General features: G+C 57.8%; 17 protein-coding genes. 11 read left to right on the top strand and 6 right to left on the bottom strand.

All coding sequences use genetic code 11. From position 1 onward, the window contains the following. The first annotated feature begins 128 nt into the window (after positions 1-128). On the top strand, positions 129-1,607 hold the full coding sequence (locus G482_RS0113765) for a B12-binding domain-containing radical SAM protein (RefSeq protein WP_028450509.1): 1,479 nt from the start codon (positions 129-131) through the stop codon (positions 1,605-1,607). Between the two features lie 50 nt (positions 1,608-1,657). Here the strand turns inward: G482_RS0113765 and nhaR are convergent, their stop codons facing one another. After that, the gene (gene nhaR / locus G482_RS0113760; RefSeq protein ID WP_028450508.1) at positions 1,658-2,557 is read right to left on the bottom strand and encodes a transcriptional activator NhaR; all 900 of its coding nucleotides are present in this window, start codon (positions 2,555-2,557) and stop codon (positions 1,658-1,660) included. A 121-nt stretch (positions 2,558-2,678) separates the two neighbouring features. Between nhaR and G482_RS0113755 the strand changes: the two genes are divergently transcribed. Genes G482_RS0113755 through G482_RS0113745 form a run of 3 tightly spaced genes read left to right on the top strand, consistent with a single transcriptional unit; the run spans position 2,679 to position 4,532 of the window. Then, positions 2,679-3,020 (top strand): HPF/RaiA family ribosome-associated protein, encoded by a 342-nt coding sequence (locus G482_RS0113755; protein WP_028450507.1) that lies wholly within the window; start codon positions 2,679-2,681, stop codon positions 3,018-3,020. A 42-nt stretch (positions 3,021-3,062) separates the two neighbouring features. Then, positions 3,063-3,509, top strand: coding sequence for a tellurite resistance TerB family protein (locus tag G482_RS18805; protein WP_051259038.1), 447 nt, complete (start codon positions 3,063-3,065; stop codon positions 3,507-3,509). 39 nt (positions 3,510-3,548) lie between these two features. Continuing rightward, positions 3,549-4,532, top strand: coding sequence for a TerC family protein (locus G482_RS0113745; RefSeq protein ID WP_028450506.1), 984 nt, complete (start codon positions 3,549-3,551; stop codon positions 4,530-4,532). An 88-nt stretch (positions 4,533-4,620) separates the two neighbouring features. Here the strand turns inward: G482_RS0113745 and G482_RS18800 are convergent, their stop codons facing one another. Both G482_RS18800 and G482_RS18795 read right to left on the bottom strand, forming a co-directional pair. Next, positions 4,621-5,124, bottom strand: a complete 504-nt coding sequence (locus tag G482_RS18800; protein WP_051259037.1) for a hypothetical protein — start codon at positions 5,122-5,124, stop codon at positions 4,621-4,623. 74 nt (positions 5,125-5,198) lie between these two features. Next, complete coding sequence (locus G482_RS18795; RefSeq protein ID WP_034619748.1) at positions 5,199-6,059, bottom strand: NAD(P)H-hydrate dehydratase; 861 nt, start codon at positions 6,057-6,059, stop codon at positions 5,199-5,201. A 428-nt stretch (positions 6,060-6,487) separates the two neighbouring features. Here G482_RS18795 and G482_RS0113730 point away from each other — a divergent pair, with 428 nt between their 5' ends. Next, the gene (locus G482_RS0113730; RefSeq protein WP_028450505.1) at positions 6,488-6,694 is read left to right on the top strand and encodes a hypothetical protein; all 207 of its coding nucleotides are present in this window, start codon (positions 6,488-6,490) and stop codon (positions 6,692-6,694) included. 81 nt (positions 6,695-6,775) lie between these two features. On the opposite strand, the gene G482_RS0113725 is transcribed toward G482_RS0113730, so the two are convergent. Beyond that, positions 6,776-7,657: an HDOD domain-containing protein gene (locus G482_RS0113725; RefSeq protein ID WP_028450504.1), complete on the bottom strand. Its 882-nt coding sequence runs from the start codon at positions 7,655-7,657 to the stop codon at positions 6,776-6,778. Between the two features lie 210 nt (positions 7,658-7,867). Here G482_RS0113725 and G482_RS0113720 point away from each other — a divergent pair, with 210 nt between their 5' ends. The 5 genes from G482_RS0113720 to G482_RS0113700 all read left to right on the top strand — a co-directional run bounded on the left by G482_RS0113720 (position 7,868) and on the right by G482_RS0113700 (position 12,335). After that, entirely contained in the window at positions 7,868-8,164 is a 297-nt protein-coding gene (locus G482_RS0113720) for a PQ-loop domain-containing transporter (RefSeq protein WP_028450503.1), read from the top strand. Between the two features lie 166 nt (positions 8,165-8,330). Continuing rightward, positions 8,331-10,043, top strand: a complete 1,713-nt coding sequence (locus tag G482_RS0113715; RefSeq protein WP_028450502.1) for a bifunctional metallophosphatase/5'-nucleotidase — start codon at positions 8,331-8,333, stop codon at positions 10,041-10,043. Between the two features lie 216 nt (positions 10,044-10,259). Next, positions 10,260-10,460 (top strand): SlyX family protein, encoded by a 201-nt coding sequence (locus G482_RS0113710; RefSeq protein ID WP_028450501.1) that lies wholly within the window; start codon positions 10,260-10,262, stop codon positions 10,458-10,460. Positions 10,461-10,598: 138 nt separating this feature from the next. Beyond that, positions 10,599-11,042 (top strand): L,D-transpeptidase Cds6 family protein, encoded by a 444-nt coding sequence (locus tag G482_RS0113705; protein WP_034619747.1) that lies wholly within the window; start codon positions 10,599-10,601, stop codon positions 11,040-11,042. A gap of 51 nt (positions 11,043-11,093) precedes the next feature. Next, the gene (locus tag G482_RS0113700) at positions 11,094-12,335 is read left to right on the top strand and encodes a TIGR03862 family flavoprotein (protein ID WP_028450499.1); all 1,242 of its coding nucleotides are present in this window, start codon (positions 11,094-11,096) and stop codon (positions 12,333-12,335) included. A 3-nt stretch (positions 12,336-12,338) separates the two neighbouring features. Here the strand turns inward: G482_RS0113700 and G482_RS19780 are convergent, their stop codons facing one another. Both G482_RS19780 and G482_RS18785 read right to left on the bottom strand, forming a co-directional pair. Further along, on the bottom strand, positions 12,339-14,114 hold the full coding sequence (locus G482_RS19780) for a sensor domain-containing diguanylate cyclase (RefSeq protein WP_051259036.1): 1,776 nt from the start codon (positions 14,112-14,114) through the stop codon (positions 12,339-12,341). Next, the gene (locus G482_RS18785) at positions 14,101-14,967 is read right to left on the bottom strand and encodes a transporter substrate-binding domain-containing protein (RefSeq protein WP_051259035.1); all 867 of its coding nucleotides are present in this window, start codon (positions 14,965-14,967) and stop codon (positions 14,101-14,103) included. Before G482_RS18785 ends, G482_RS19780 begins: the two co-directional genes overlap by 14 nt. Positions 14,968-15,126: 159 nt before the next feature. Between G482_RS18785 and G482_RS0113685 the strand changes: the two genes are divergently transcribed. After that, complete coding sequence (locus G482_RS0113685; RefSeq protein ID WP_028450498.1) at positions 15,127-15,480, top strand: hypothetical protein; 354 nt, start codon at positions 15,127-15,129, stop codon at positions 15,478-15,480. The last annotated feature ends 48 nt before the right edge of the window (positions 15,481-15,528 follow it).

The raw sequence follows: 15,528 nt of genomic DNA, 5'->3' as shown, positions 1-15,528 counted from the left end.
TGGCATCACGGTTTGTGTGTAAGTGTTGAAATTACTTTAGTCACGGATCTGCTCGCCTTTGAGCAATCCCCAGCCACGAGCTGGCCGTAACACCGTAAAATACCGCTTTTGCTTCGCGATCTACCCCCATGTCTATCCTGCTTTGTACGCTCAACGCCCGCTACACCCATGCTTCGCTGGGTTTGCGCTATTTGCTGGCCAATATGGGCGATTTGCAGGCGCAGACCGAGATTGTGGAATTTGTGATCGGCGGCAAAACCACCGAGTTTGCCGAGCGGCTGCTGGCGCGGCAGCCCAAGATCATCGGCTTTGGCGTGTATATCTGGAATGTGGAAGAAACCGCGCGGCTGGTGGCGCTGCTTAAGCGCATTGCGCCAGAGGTGAAGATTATCCTCGGCGGCCCTGAGGTATCGTATGAGAGCGCCGAGCAGCAGATCGTGAAAGACGCCGATTATGTGATCACCGGCTGGGGCGAGGTGACGCTGCCCAAGTTATGCCGCGAGATTTTGCAGGGGCCTCAGCCGCTGATGAAAATTCACGCCGGCGTGCAGGCGCAGCTCAGCGACTTGGTGATGCCGTATCAGCTGTATAGCGATGAAGATATTCGCCACCGTACCTTGTATGTCGAGGCCTCACGCGGGTGTCCGTTTAAGTGCGAATTTTGTCTGTCGGCCTTGGATAAAACCGCCTGGCCGTTTGATCTGGATGCGTTTCTGGCCGAGATGGAAACGCTGTATCAGCGCGGTGCGCGGCTGTTTAAATTTGTGGATCGCACTTTTAATCTGAATATCAAAACCAGCCAGCGGATTATGCAGTTTTTCCTCGATAAGCTGGCGGCCAACCCGGCTGATCCGGTGTTTGCGCATTTTGAGGTGGTGCCCGATCATTTGCCCGATGGGCTCAAAGACAGCATTCGGCGGTTTCCAGCGGGCACTTTGCAATTCGAGATCGGGATACAAAGCCTGAATCCGGCGGTGCAAACGCTGGTAAGCCGCAAGCAGAATAACGCCAAGGCGGCGGAAAATATCCGCTGGCTGATGCAGGAATCACACGCGCATTTGCATGTGGATTTGATCGCCGGCTTGCCGGGCGAAACAGTAGAGAGCTTTGCTGCCGGCTTTAATCAGCTGGTGGGCATTGGTCCGCATGAGATTCAGTTCGGGATTTTGAAACGCCTGCGCGGCACGCCGATTATTCGCCATACCGCTGAATTTGCGATGGTGTACGACCCGTATCCGCCGTACACCATCATGGCCAACCGCGATATTGATTTCCCGACTATGCAGCGGCTGGTGCGCTTTGCCCGCTATTGGGATCTGGTGGCCAATTCGGGCCGCTTTGCCAATACGCTGCCGGTGATTTTGGGCCTGGAGCCGTTCGAGCGCTTTATGGCGCTGAGCGATTGGCTGTATCAGCATACCGATGCCACCCACCGTATTGCCCTGGACCGCTTGGCTAAGCTGGTTGGCGTGTGGTTACAGGAGGGGGGTATGTCGGCAGAGGCGGCCGAGGCGCTGCTGGCCAGCGATTATGCCGGCAAGCAGGGCAAAAGCAGCGAGAAAAAAAGCAGCGCGCCACAGCGCCAGCAAATGCACTTGGCGCACTAAAGCGCCCCGGCCACGCGTCGTCAACCGTTGCTTAGGCAAACAAATGTTGCTTAGGCAAACAAATGTTGGCGGGCCGTTTCGGTCACGGCCACCACGGCCGGGTGGCGCAGATGGCGCTGCGCGCTGATGGCATAAAACTGCTCTTTCAGTTCGCTAATCACCCCCAGTGCTTGCACGCCGTATTCCTGCCCGATGCTGGCGGCCAGCACGGTGGGCACGGCAAAAAAGCCGGCGCCGGCTTTGCCAAAGGCCTTGAGCAAAGCGCCATCATCACATTCGGCCACAATCTGCGGCCGCAGTTGTGCGCGTTCGAGCCAGGCTTCTAGCCGCGGGCGTATCACGGCATCTGGCCCCGGCAATAACAGCGGCGCGCCCTGCAGCGCCTGCGGCAGCGGCCCTTGCCAGCGCGCACAAAGCGCGGGGGTGCCCATCAATGTGAGCGTGCTTTCGCCCAGCAAATGATTAAACGCGCGGATATTGGTTTCGGGCGGTACGGGCCGATCGGCAATCACCAGATCGAGTTTGTGCGTCGCCAGCTCCGCCAGCAGCGGCAGCAGCTGGCCTTCACGGCAGATGAGCCGCAGCGGCTCATCCAGCTGCAGCGCCGGCTGCAAGAGCTCAAAGGCCACCGTTTTGGGCACCATATCGCCAATCCCTACCCGCAAACGCTGTACCGAGGCTTGCGGCCCGCCGGCTAGCGCGGTTTGCAGCTCTTCGCCAAGGCTAAACATCTCATCCGCATAGCTTTGCACCAGCCGACCAGTTTCGGTCAGCGCCAGCTGGCGACCATCGCGGCGCAGCAGCGGCTGGCCGATTTGCTCTTCTAATGCGCGCAGCTGGCCACTGATGGCCTGCGGGGTGAGGTGTAGGCGTTCGCTGGCGCGGATCACCCCGCCCGAGCGGGCCACCACCCAGAAGTAATACAAGTGCTTGTAGTTTAATTGGTTCATGGCGGCGATTATTCCAAAAAACTGAAGTTAGAAACAAGAATATACGATTTTTATTTATTGGCGTGCGGCATTAAATTTGACCCATATCCAGCTTGGATTGTTTCTGCAAAGGAGTCATGCCATGAAAATCGAAATCAGTAGCCAGGGCGTTGCATTGGACGAAAAACTGCAGCGGCATATCGCCCGCCAGATCGAGTTTGGCCTTGGGCGCTTGGCTAGCCATATCCGTAAAGTGACCGTGCGCCTGTCTGATGTGAATGGCCCGCGCGGCGGGGTGGACCAGCATTGCCAGCTAGTGATTAGCCTGCATCAGATTCCCGATGTGATTATCGAAGATGTGGCCACCGATCAGCTGTTTGCGATTAATCGCGCCACCGATCGGGCCAGCCGCACGGTAAGCCGCCGCGTGCGGCAAAGCCGTGGCTTTGCCCCGGTAGCCAGCCCGCTTGGGCTGGGTTACTAAATCTGACCCAACCGGTTTTTCCCCAGCTCAGGAGTTACCACCATGCGTCGTTATGCTGTGAATAGTCATGAAGCAGTTTGTCGTTTGCTGGCCCTGTCCCTGTTGTCGGATGGGGGGCTAGACCCCGCCGAACTGGCCGCCGTGCGCGAAAGCCGGCTGCTGGCCCAATTAGGCATCAGTGAGCCTTTATTGCAGCAGGTGTTGCAAGACCTGTGCGATGACCTGCTGCAATACCTGCCCGGCCAAGCGGTGGGGCACCTCGAGCTGGATACCCCCTTGCTGGATCGCCTACTGGCCGAGGTGGATGACCCGGCGCTGCAGGTGAAACTCTTGCGCGCCATGCTCGGGGTGGTGGATGCCGATGGCTGGCTGGCCGATGGCGAGGCAGTGTTGATTTCGCGGGCCATGGCCTGCTGGCAATACGACTGGTATGCGGTGCAGCCGATTCCAAGCCAGCCGCGCACTGCACGCAGCGTGTTACGAAGTTGATGGGGTATATCCTTTTAAGCTAATTGTGGAGTGAAGATCATGGAGATACTACTGGGGGTATGGCTGGGTCAGCCACTCTGGTTGTGGTTAACTTTTGTCACCATTGTTCTGGGGCTGCTGGCGTTTGATTTGGGGGTCTTGCATAAGGAAGACCACGAGATCGGCGTGCGTGAAAGCCTGCAGCTGTCGGCGTTTTATATTGCCGCCGGCCTGCTGTTCGGGGCCTGGGTGTGGTGGTATCTGGGGGCCGTATCCGGCATGCAGTATTTCACCGGCTTTTTGATCGAAAAAAGCCTGTCGCTGGATAATGTGTTTGTGATCTCGCTGATCTTCACCTATTTTGCCGTGCCACGGATGTATCAGCACCGGGTGTTGTTCTGGGGTATTTTGGGCGTGATTGTACTGCGGGCCATCATGATTGGCCTGGGGGCTACGCTGGTGGCGCAGTATTACTGGACGCTGTATGTGTTTGCGGTGTTCCTGATCTTCACCGGCCTGAAAATGCTGTTTGCCGGTGAGCAAAATACCGATCTGGCCCAGAACCCGCTGCTGGGTTTCCTGCGCCGGCATATGCGGGTAACCAATGAGCTACACGGCCAGCGCTTTTTTGTGCGCGCCCCGGCAGCGGTAGGCAGCGATAAGCAGGTGTGGTGGGCAACGCCGCTGTTTCTGGCGCTGTGTATGGTGGAGCTGGTTGATCTGGTGTTTGCGGTGGATAGTGTGCCGGCGATTTTTGCCATCACCACCGATCCGTTTATCGTTTACACCTCCAACATCTTTGCGATTTTAGGTTTGCGGGCGCTGTATTTTGCGCTGGCGGCGGTGATCCATCGCTTCCATTACCTGAAATACGCCTTGGCGCTGGTGCTGGTGTTTATTGGTTCGAAAATCTTCCTGGGGGATTTCGTCTTTGATGGCAAAGTGCCGGCCGCCCTATCGCTGGCGGTGACCTTTGGCCTCTTGGCGGCGGGGGTGTTGTATTCGTTGTGGAAAACCCGTCAACCGGCTTTACCGAAGTACTAAGCGCTGCGGTGCGCGGGTGAGCTAAGCTCGCGCTTATCCACGCCGCCCGTCTGGTGTTTGCCAGCCGGGCGGCGTGTTGCTTGGGCGCTTATTTCTTGCTTGGGCGACCGGTTTTGATTTTTTCCAGCTGGCCTACCAAGGCGAGCAGGGCGGCGTCATCCAGCTGGCTGAGCGCATACAGGCCGGCGCGCACGATTTCGCTTTTTTTCACTTCCACTCCGGCGGCGATCACCCGCTGTTTGCTGCTGGCAATCAGGGCGTAGTCGCTGGCAGGGAAGGTGAAGCTATCGCGTACCAGTTTTTCTTTTTTCTCGGCCTTTTTGCCACGAGCGGCTTTGCCGGCCTTGCTGTCTTTGCTGCTGGCTTCAGCGGCCGTAGGCTGGGCAGGCGCAGCCTCTGCGGCTACCGGAGCTGCCACGGCTGGCGCAGCTACTTCGGCGACCACTTCAGCGGCGGCGGCTGGCAGTGCTTCTGGCTGGGTATTGGCGGCGGTGGCGCGCGGTTTGGCCGCGCCACGGGCGGCAGGGCGGCGGCGGGTGGTGGTAGTGCTTGGGGCTGTTGACGCGGTATTGGCTGGGGCTGCTTTCGTCATGGCACGACTCCAAAAAAGAAAAGGTAAAACGGTATAAATTGTTTATGACCTGATTTTCCCTTTCCTTATCCCCTTCATGTGTTGCCGTTTGATGAATTTTTTATGACATCTTCATTCAGAATTTGCCGGGCGATTAGGCTGGTTTCGCTGGCGGTGAGACCAATGCCGGCTGGATGCTGTTCGCGCCAGCGATCAGCCGCCGCGCCATGCAGATAAGCGCCCGCCCGCGCCGCTTCGGCCAGGGTCAGCCCTTGCGCGGCCAGCGCGATGATCATGCCGGCCAGCGTATCGCCTTGGCCAGCGCTACTCAGGGCGGGGTTGCCGGTGAGGTTGCGGCTGATTTGGCCATCTGGGTCGGCGATTAAGGTGCCATGGCCTTTGAGCAACACGGTGCAACCTAATTCACGCGCTAAAGTCTGCACCGCCTGCATGCGATCAGCCTGTACTTCGGCAGTGGTGCAAGCCAGTAGTCGTGCCGCCTCCGCCGGATGCGGGGTGAGCACCGTGGCCTGCGCCCAGCGGGCTTGTAATTGCGCCCGCAAATGGGCTTGGGTGGCCAGCAGATTCAGTGCATCTGCATCCAGCAATAAGGGGGTGGGGGTATTGAGTGCCAAGCCTAACAATTCAGCGCTTTGCGGGCTAATACCCATGCCCATGCCGCAGGCGAGATGGGTGTAGGGTTGGGCCAAAGCATGCGCGGTGCTACCCAGCATCAGCTCGGGTTGTTGCCAATCGCAGTAGGGGCGCGGGTCCAGCAAGCCCAGCCACACTTTACCGGCGCCCATGTGCAAAGCCGCACGGCCGGCCAGGAGCGCCGCACCCACCATGCCCGGCGCGCCACCCAGAATGGCTACACTGCCAAAGCTGCCTTTATGGCTATCGGCCGCGCGCTGCAGGCGGGCCAAGGCGCCGGCTATCGGATCAGATTCATTCATCGGTAGCCCGATCACAGAGTCGCAATCATTTCACTATACCGCAAGCCGGGTGGGCGAGTGCATGGCAGGCAGGGTAGTTCGGGGTGGCTTATAAAAGCCAAAGTAATGATTTGACAGTGTTTTTTAGATCGGGCATACTCGTGGCACTCAATTGATCGAGCACATCCTGCAAAGTGCCGCTAAAGGCATGATGTGTTAAGCAAGTTTATCTTCGCAAATCGGCCCTGCCGATCTACCTAAAACGCCCGCTGGTGACAGCTCCCTCTACTGTCAGCCATGGCCTACCCGGACCAACCCGGGTTGGGTTCGAACCGAACCTGGTGCTCTTCGATTGGTGCTATGCCATCCGGCGTGGATGGCTGACGGCGCTAACACAGTATTTTTCCAACCAGAAAACCCGTGCAAGCGCCCACTTGGAGCGTTTATACATGTTTGATTTTAATATTGAAGCACGCCCGGCAGCCCGGGCCGAGGAAATGGAAGGCTGGTTTCAAATCGTGATCTGTCGCGGCGGCCGCCGCAAACCGGTGACTGACTGGCAACCCGTTCCTCAATCACGCGATCGCGCCTTGCATCGCGTGCTGCGCCAAACCGCCGCCATCGCCAGCCAACAGCTGGCCGTGCAGTGCGGCTAAGCGTGCAGTGCGGTCAGTTGTGACCGCTACAATAAAAAAGCCACCGTGAGGTGGCTTTTTTATTATTCAGGCTAAACGCGCTTAGGCGCGGATCAACATGGCGGCGACGGGTTGTTCTTCATACCAGTGCCAGCTGCGGGCGCAATCGAGCGCCACATCGCGGATGTGGTTGTAGATCAAAGCCGGCTCGAGGTGAAACCATTGGCCGCAGTTTTGCAGGTCGGCCTGGAAATAGGGGTTGTCCCAGCCTTTTTCCAAGTGGCGGGCCATGCCGACGGCGAGGTGGACCAAGCGCACGCGGGGTTCGTCGGCATAGTGGTCGTCGATCAGGTGCAGCAGCGTGTGGGGCAGGTGCCACAGTTCGACTAAGCCTTGCTGGATTTCATTAATCTGGCAGCCGAGGATTTTGTGCTGGGCGTCCACGCTGCGCATACCGGGGTTGGAGCGCATGATCTCGCTCACCATCATCATCTGGCGGGGCGAGGCCATCCACAGCAGGATTTCGGCTGTGTCGTGCAAGAGGGCGGCGGTAATGACTTCTTTGGGCTCAATATCGCGCCGATAGTGGCTGAAGGTTTCGGCAATGCGCGAGGCCAGATAGGCGCGGGCACAAGTACGGTGCGCACCATAAATCATGGCTTTTTGGGCGTGCACATCGTTTTCCAGCGTGGGCAGAGTGCCAAATACGCGGAAAAAGCCCACGACGCCAATCATCAGAAGCACCCGGTCGATGGTGGTGACATCGGTGGTTTGGCGGGTGTGCCGGTGTTCTTCCTGATAGCGCAAGATATGCAGCGTGAGCAGCGGATCATGGCGGATCAGCTGGCTGATCTCATGCAAACCGATCTGGTCGATCTCGCTCTGAAAATGGCGAATCTCTTGCTGGGTGTGGGCAAGGATGGGCGTAGGCTGGTTGGCCAGATAGCTGATCCATTGCGCGCGGTCGGTAATCGCTTGATTCATGGCCGGACTCGTCGTGGGCTTGCTTTAGCTTAGCTGATTTATCGGCAGGGTTAAGCCTGAGCTGAATGGCTGTGGTGATGGTGAAACACCCGATGGCTTGCTTGGTAGCACGCTATGTCTTTGTCTTATTGCCAGAAATTGGCAAGCAGGGGCGAACTTCGCGCTCCAAGGGCAGTCATTCGAGAATGAAACGGATAACTAGGCTGGCGCATGGCCATCAATAAATTAATTCTTGAAGGGGCCACGGTGCTGCAAGCTGGCGTGGGCGTACTGTCTTTGCTGGCCTATTTGCCGCAATGGCGCACGCTCTGGCGCTCGCGTTCCAGTGCCAATATTGCGCTGAGCTCATGGGCGGTATGGACTTTGTCTTCGCTGATCGCCACTTTTTATGCGCTGGTGCAGGTGTTGGCGCATGGCCGGGGCTGGGCGCTGGTGTTTTCGGCCAGTAGTAATTTGCTGTTTGTGTTGATTACCCTATGGCTGATTGCGCGTTTTCGGCATACCTAGTGGTGTATCTTCATTAGGCCTAGCTAATACATGAGGTGTAGCCGTATACCCTGTATTAGCAAGTCTCGGCCTTGTCATGAAACGGTCGTTTTAAGTTCATCGAATCGCCCCATTTTTGTCATGCTAATCGCATATTGTGGTCGCCTCATCATAGGGAGACAACAGCATGCAACTACACAAAATGCTGACTTTAGCTGCATTACCTGTCGCCATCGCTGCCTGCGGTGGTGCGACCGACAACCCAGTGGCCACACCTGCCCCAACTGCCACGCCAGCGGCCGTGGCTTCGGGCCCGATCGACGTCAAAATCCTGGCGATTAACGATTTCCACGGCAACCTCAAGCCGGGCACTGCCAAAGGCGTAGATGCCTCGGATGCCAGCAAAGCCGTGGCCGTGGGCGGGGTGGAATATCTAGGTACCTGGATCAAAACCCTGAAAGCCAAAAACCCGAACAATATCGTGGTGTCGGCCGGCGATCTGATCGGGGCTAGCCCGCTGATTTCGGCGCTATTCCATGATGAACCGACCATCGAGGCCATGAATGAAATTGGCCTGGAATTGAATGCCGTCGGCAATCATGAGTTTGATGATGGCCGTGAAGAGTTGCTGCGGATGCAAAACGGTGGCTGCCATCCGAAAGATGGTTGTAGCGCTGCTGGTGCATTTAAAGGCGCTAAGTTTAAATTCCTGGCCGCCAATGTGATTGACGATGCCAGCGGTAAGTCATTGTTCCCGGCGTTTCAGGTGAAGAGCTTTGGTGGTGTGAAAGTGGCCTTCATTGGTATGACGCTTAAAAACACCCCGGCCATCGTGACCCCAACTGGCGTGCAAGGGCTGAGCTTTAAAGACGAAGCCGATACCGTCAATGCGCTGGTGCCAACGCTGAAAAAAGACGGTATCGAAGCGATTGTGGTGCTGGTGCATGAAGGCGGTACGCAAACCGGCGGCCTGAATGAATGTAAAGGCGTGTCGGGCGCGATTGTTGATATCGTCAAGCGGCTTGACCCAGCTGTGGATGCGGTGATTTCGGGCCATACCCACCAAGCCTATAACTGCCAGATCAATGGCAAACTGGTGACCAGTGCCAGCCAATATGGCCGTGTGGTGTCCGAGATTGATCTGCAGCTCGATCCGAAAACCCGCGATGTGGTGAAATCTGGCGCGAAAAACCTGTGGGTGACCAATGATGTGGCGAAAGACGGCATCTTGAGCACCTTGGTGAGCAAGTACGAAGCGCTGATTAAACCGCTGGAAGACCGCATCACCGGTACCGTGGCCGGCCCACTGAGCAAATCTGCCAATAAAGCAGGCGAAAGCGCACTGGGCAATGTGATTGCCGATTCGCAATTGGCCGCGACCAAAGATGCTAAGCTGGGCGCCGCGCAAATCGCCTTTATGAATCCGGGTGGTGTGCGTGCCGATCTGACGCCAGCGAAGGATGGCTCGGTGACTTATGGGCAGCTGTTTACCGTGCAACCGTTTGGCAATACCTTGGTGTCGATGACGGTGACTGGGGCTGATCTGATCGAATTGCTGGAGCAGCAGTTTGTGGGTTACACCAACAACCAGCCGTTTGACCGTGTTTTGCTCGTATCGAATGGCTTTAGCTACAGCTACGATAAAGGCCGCGCCGCTGGTCAGCGCGTGCTGCGCAATAGCGTGAAGCTTAATGGGGTGCAGATCGATACTGCTGCCAGCTACCGGATTACGGTGAATAACTTCCTCGCGGGTGGCGGTGATAACTTCACTGTGTTAACCAAGGGCACCAATATCTTGGGCGGCGCGCAAGACATCGATGCAATGGAAAGCTACCTCAAAGCCAACCCGAATCTGCCGGTGCCGGCGCTGGATCGCGTGACAATCTCACTGCCACAATAAGCGGGTAGTTGAGTCTGGGCCGAGCAACCCCGACCATTGGTCGGGGTTTTTCTATGGGTATTGCTCGGTATGTGTTAATTAGTAATGCTTCTGGGAAGATACCCTGGCAGAGTAATGTGCCAAGATGCCCGGCGGTAGTCGCCGCCCCGCGACTTGGCTTACAATGCGCCTGCCTGTGCACAGGCGCCTAATCGATGCAATGCAGGAGAATCCAAGATGGAAGAACGCCTCACCGAGTTGGAAATCCGTCTCGCCTTGCAAGACGATTTACTGGATGAGCTGAACAAGCTGGTGGCCCAGCAGCAGCGGCAGATTGATCAGCTGGTGGCGGCCGTGCGCCTGTTGCAGGAAAACCAGGCCCCGGCGGAAGCCGCCGCGCCGCGCAGCTTATTCGACGAGATTCCGCCGCATTACTAAGCGGAATTTCTGCGTAGCGAGCTGCAAAAGTAGGGTGTGCTCTGGCCGTCGTGGCAAGACTGCACAATGAGTCAATTAGATTGTCGTACCGGTGTTGGTGGTGCAAACACGCAGGCCGTACGCGTGAAAGGTCCCCACATGGGTAAGATTTTCCTAGCCTACAGCAGCGCGCTGCTGATCAGTCTGCAGCCGGCCGTATGGGCGGCGGAGAGCCCCACTTTGCTGCGCTCGCAATCGGCCAAAGCCATTGATGCGCTGCTGGAGCAGTGGTCTAGCGCTTGGCAGCAACAACTGCTTAAACCTTATCTGGCCAGCTATGCGGATACCTTCACCCCGGAGGGCGGCTTAACGCTGGCGCAATGGCGCACCCAGCGCGAGCAGCGCGTGTTAGCGGGCGAGTTTGTGCAGATCCGCCTGCGCGACGTTGAGATTGTGGCGCAGCAGCTGGATACCGCCGAAGTGCGCTTTGTGCAGGACTATCGCTCTAATTTGCTGCGTGAGCGCAATCGCAAAACCCTTTGGCTGGTGCGTGAGCATGGCCAGTGGAAAATTCAGCGCGAATTGGCCGCGCCCGCGCCATAATCGGTTTCTCGAACTTCAATTCACAGGGCTGGCCGCAGGCCAGCACAATCTATGCAAACAGCAGCGCCCGTGGTGGGCATTATCGGTGGCGGCCCAGCGGGGCTGATGGCCGCCGAGGTTTTGGCGCAAGCCGGGGTCGCGGTCGAAGTCTTTGATGCCATGCCTTCGGTGGGGCGGAAATTTTTGCTGGCCGGCGTGGGCGGGATGAATATCACCCATGCCGAGCCGTGTGCCGAGTTTATCCAGCGCTATGGCGCGGGGTCGGCACCATTGGCTGAGATGGTGCGGCAATTTGATGGCCAGGCCGTCCGCGAATGGGTGCATGGGCTGGGCATCGACACCTTTGTGGGGAGCTCGGGGCGGGTGTTCCCGACCGAAATGAAAGCCGCGCCGTTGCTGCGCGCTTGGCTAAGTCGCCTGAAAGCACAAGGGGTGCGCTTGCATGTACGCCATCGCTGGCTGGGCTGGACGCCGGCGGGCGAATTGCGGCTGGCTACGCCTGAGGGTGAAATCACCCGGCGCTTTAGCGCGGTGCTGCTGGCGCTAGGCGGCGGTAGCTGGGCCAAACTGGGCTCGGATGGCCGCTGGGTGCCGCTATTAGCGGCAGAGGGTGTCGCGGTGGCGCCATTACAGCCGGCCAACTGTGGCTTTGATGTGGGCTGGTCCAGCTATCTGGCCGACAAATATGCCGGCGCGCCATTGAAAGCCGTGGCGGCGGCCGCAAGCCCCAGCGCGGTAAAAAAAGCCGGCGAATTTGTACTGACTGCTGGTGGCGTTGAGGGCAGTCTGGTGTATGCGCTATCGCGCGAGTTGCGCGAGCAGCTCGTGGCGGAGCCTAGCCAGCCGGTGCATTTGTATGTGGATTTGTTGCCGCAGCGCAGCGAGGCGCAGATTTTGGCGGCCTTGCAGCAGCCACGCGGTGCCGATTCGCTGGCCAATCATTTGCGACGCAAATTGAAACTGGAAGGCGTAAAAACCGCGCTCTTGCATGAGCTGTTGAGTAAGCCCCAGCTACAAGACTGGCCCGCACTGGCCGCTGCGATTAAATCGTTGCCGATTCCGATTCGCACGCCACGGCCATTGGATGAGGCGATTAGCTCCGCCGGTGGCGTACGCTGGGCGGCGCTGGATGCCGGGCTGATGCTGCAAGCCTGCCCTGGGGTGTTTGTGGCTGGGGAAATGATCGATTGGGAAGCCCCGACCGGGGGGTATTTGCTCACTGCGTGTTTCGCCACTGGGCGACAGGCCGCCAAAGGGATCTTGGCCTGGTTGGCCACCGCGGCGCAGGCCTAAAAGCTAGCTCGGGCCATACCCATGCTGGGTATGGCAGTGAAAGCCATTTTTACCGTTGCCTTTGGCGATATACATCGCCTCATCAGCAAGGCGCAATAGGGTTGCTGGGTCTTGCCCATGATGCGGAAAAAAGCTCAGCCCCAAGCTTGCCGAGATTGCTAAGGTGTGGCCGGCCAAATGATAGGGCTCGGCCAGCGAGGTGACGATTTTCTCGGCCAGTTGCTGGGCTTCTTCACCTTGCGTTACCCCGCTGAGCAGCAGTACAAATTCATCGCCACCCAGCCGGCTCACCGTGTCGGTGCTGCGAGTGGCCAGCTGCAGACGTTTGGCCACTTCGATCAGCAGCAAGTCACCGACTTTATGGCCATGTTGATCATTCACGGCTTTAAAGCGATCCAGATCAACAAAGGCCACCGCAAATGGGGTGTGATGGCGCAAGCCCTGCTGGCAAGCTTGGCTGAGGCGATCATTAAACAATTGCCGATTGGGCAGATTGGTGAGGGTGTCGTGATAAGCCAGGTGTTCGGCTTTGAGCTTGGCGGTGATGTCGAGCTGCACCACTAACACCCGGGTGATTTCATGCCGGCGATTGCGCTCTAGTGCGGCGGACATCAGCACTTCGATGACTTCGCCTTGCCGGCTCAATAGTTGCAGATGTTCATTCTGGCACTGGCCGGTTTCCAGCAAGCGCGGCCACAGATTTTGGCGCCAGATACTGAGCGCGAGCGGGGTAAGAAAATCGGTGGCCGGGCGGCCGATGGTTTCTTCCGCGGTGTAATGCATACGCTCCAGCCAGAGCTGATTCACGCTGCTGATCTCGCCTTCTGCGCTGCACGAAAACAGCATGGCCGGGGTGTTTTGGTACAGCGAGCGATAGCGCTGTTCGCTCAGCTGCAGGGCATCACCCGCAGCCTTGTGCATATCCAGGGCAATGGCCAGTAGCAGCGGCGGAATCAGCGTGGCCAATACCGGGATGTAGAGCAGCGATAAGCCCCAGTTGTAGACAGTTGCCGGCGGTAGTAGCAGGCCAAAACTGATTTCGGTGCTGATCGTTAGCGCTACCAGTGCATTGGCCAACACACTGCCAGCCAGCCCGTGCCGATAGGCAATCAGAAACAGCGGTAAGCTGACATAAATAAATGGAAACGGAATGCTCAACGGCGCGAGTATCGCGATGCCGATCGTTAGCAGCAGATGGGCAAAATACTCAAGGCGCCACACGCGGGCAATCAGGGCGAGCAGGCCATGCTGGCTGATCCAGTACCAGAGCGGCACCATGGCTACGCCGCCAATGATGCTACCCTCCACCCAATGCAGCAGCAGATGCCCGACCGATTGACCTTGCAGCCAGAACACCAGCGCAGACACCAAGGCACCGCACAGCACCGGTAGAAATACCGCCTGATACATTAAGCGCAGCACACCCGTTACCGAGTAATAAAACCCGGTTCGCAGCCGTTGCCGCCGCACAAGCCACGCCCCAAGCAAAATCTCGGCCAGATTGCCGGGCACATACTGAATGGCGGTGGCGAGCTGATCGCCCGAGGCGAGATTGGCGGCCAAGAGGCTGATTAAGATGGCGGCCAGCATGCGTGGCCAATTGCGATAGGGCAGGTCAGCCAGACTGATAATTGCCCATCCATTGGCAAACCAGATCACCGCAATACTAGTGCCATGCCGAAATAGCTGGATGGACAGATAGGCCAGTAAAAAATAGCCGAGCATCAGCTTGGCTTGTGCTGACCACAACTGCGCTGGGGTGCGTTTAGAGTTGGGCATGGCGCGGCCTGAGCAGCAAAATGGTGATGATCAGGCCCGCCGCCGCAAGGAGCATGACCCCCAGCAATAACAGACGCTCTTGCAAAGGGGTGGGGGCGCTTAAATCATGGGCGGTGAGCCAGCGCTGCAAGATGACCTCGCGCTCGGTGTTGGGTAATTGCCGCAGCGCGTGATTAAGGCGCTCGCCGATTTCAGGTCGGTCTTTCCGATAGGCAAAAGCTAACTCATATTGAAAACCAATCGAGCCACCGATATGCCACGCCGTTTGACCAAATTGGCGCTGGATAAACAGCACACTGGCCAGATCTGCAACCACGCCACTGACTTTCCTTTCGTTGAGGAGCTGCAGCGCCTGTTGGTCATTTTCTACGCTATGCCAGATTACCTGTGGATAGAGGCGACGGACATATTCTTCCACTGCATAGCCTTGACCCACGGCCACAATCTGGCCAGCTAATGCCTGCAAATTGGCGTCGCTATGGCTGGAGGGCGTTACGAGTACAGCGGGAACTGCCACATACGGGCTGGTAAAGCCAAGATAACGGCCGCGTTCGGGGGTGGGGCGTAATGATGAAACCAGGTCAGCTTGTTGCTGCTGTACTTGCTGCAAAATACTGGCCAGCGGTTGGGCCGGTAAATACTGAATCTCCAGGCCGGCATACGGGAGCAGGGCATTGAGCATTTCGGCGGATAAACCCCGAATGGCGCCATGTTGATCCGCATAGATAAATGGCCCGTAGTCTTTTTCGGGCGCAAAGCGCACCACGAGCGGTTGTTCGGCATAGACCGACGAACCCCAGCAGAGGCCGCACAGCAAGCAACTGAGCAGTAGGCGTGAATATGGATTTGGCATGCCTTGTTTATAGTTACAAGCTGCTGATGCAAAAAGTAAAATTATGCTGGCGTGAGATAAAGGGCAGCGTTGCTCGCCGCGGTTGCCCCCCAAAGCCGTACCGCCGTCTTGACCCAGCGGGGCGAATTGACTTTAATCGCGGCAACATAGGAGTGCCCCATGCCATTGGCCGCCCAGATCCGTACCGAGATTACCGAGCTAGAAACCCTGCGTAGGGAGTTAGGCCCGCACAACGAGCAATTTGTCGTATTGCTGAATGAGCAGGCCTACGCGATTAGCTTTGTGAGTCGCCGCCCCACCTCGGCCAAGGCGGTGAGCTTGCCCGAGGCTACTCGCCTACTGGAAGTAGATGCCCAGATGGTGGCACGGGCGTTGGCGAGCCAGGCAGGTAAACCTTTTCGCGCAGTTGCGCTGTTGGCTGCGCTGCAAGCCGAATTGACGCGCCGCCAGAGTCGGCTGCGCCAGCTGGAAGACGCCATCAGCGTTATCCAGTGGCTACCCAAAAAGCCCTAAATAACCAAGCCACAGCAGTAGCTGTGGCTTGGTTGGGTGGCTAATTTC

The organism is Chitinibacter tainanensis DSM 15459, from assembly GCF_000429785.1.
Taxonomy (GTDB): Bacteria; Pseudomonadota; Gammaproteobacteria; order Burkholderiales; family Chitinibacteraceae; genus Chitinibacter; species Chitinibacter tainanensis.
This window is presented reverse-complemented; position numbering and strand designations above follow the sequence as displayed.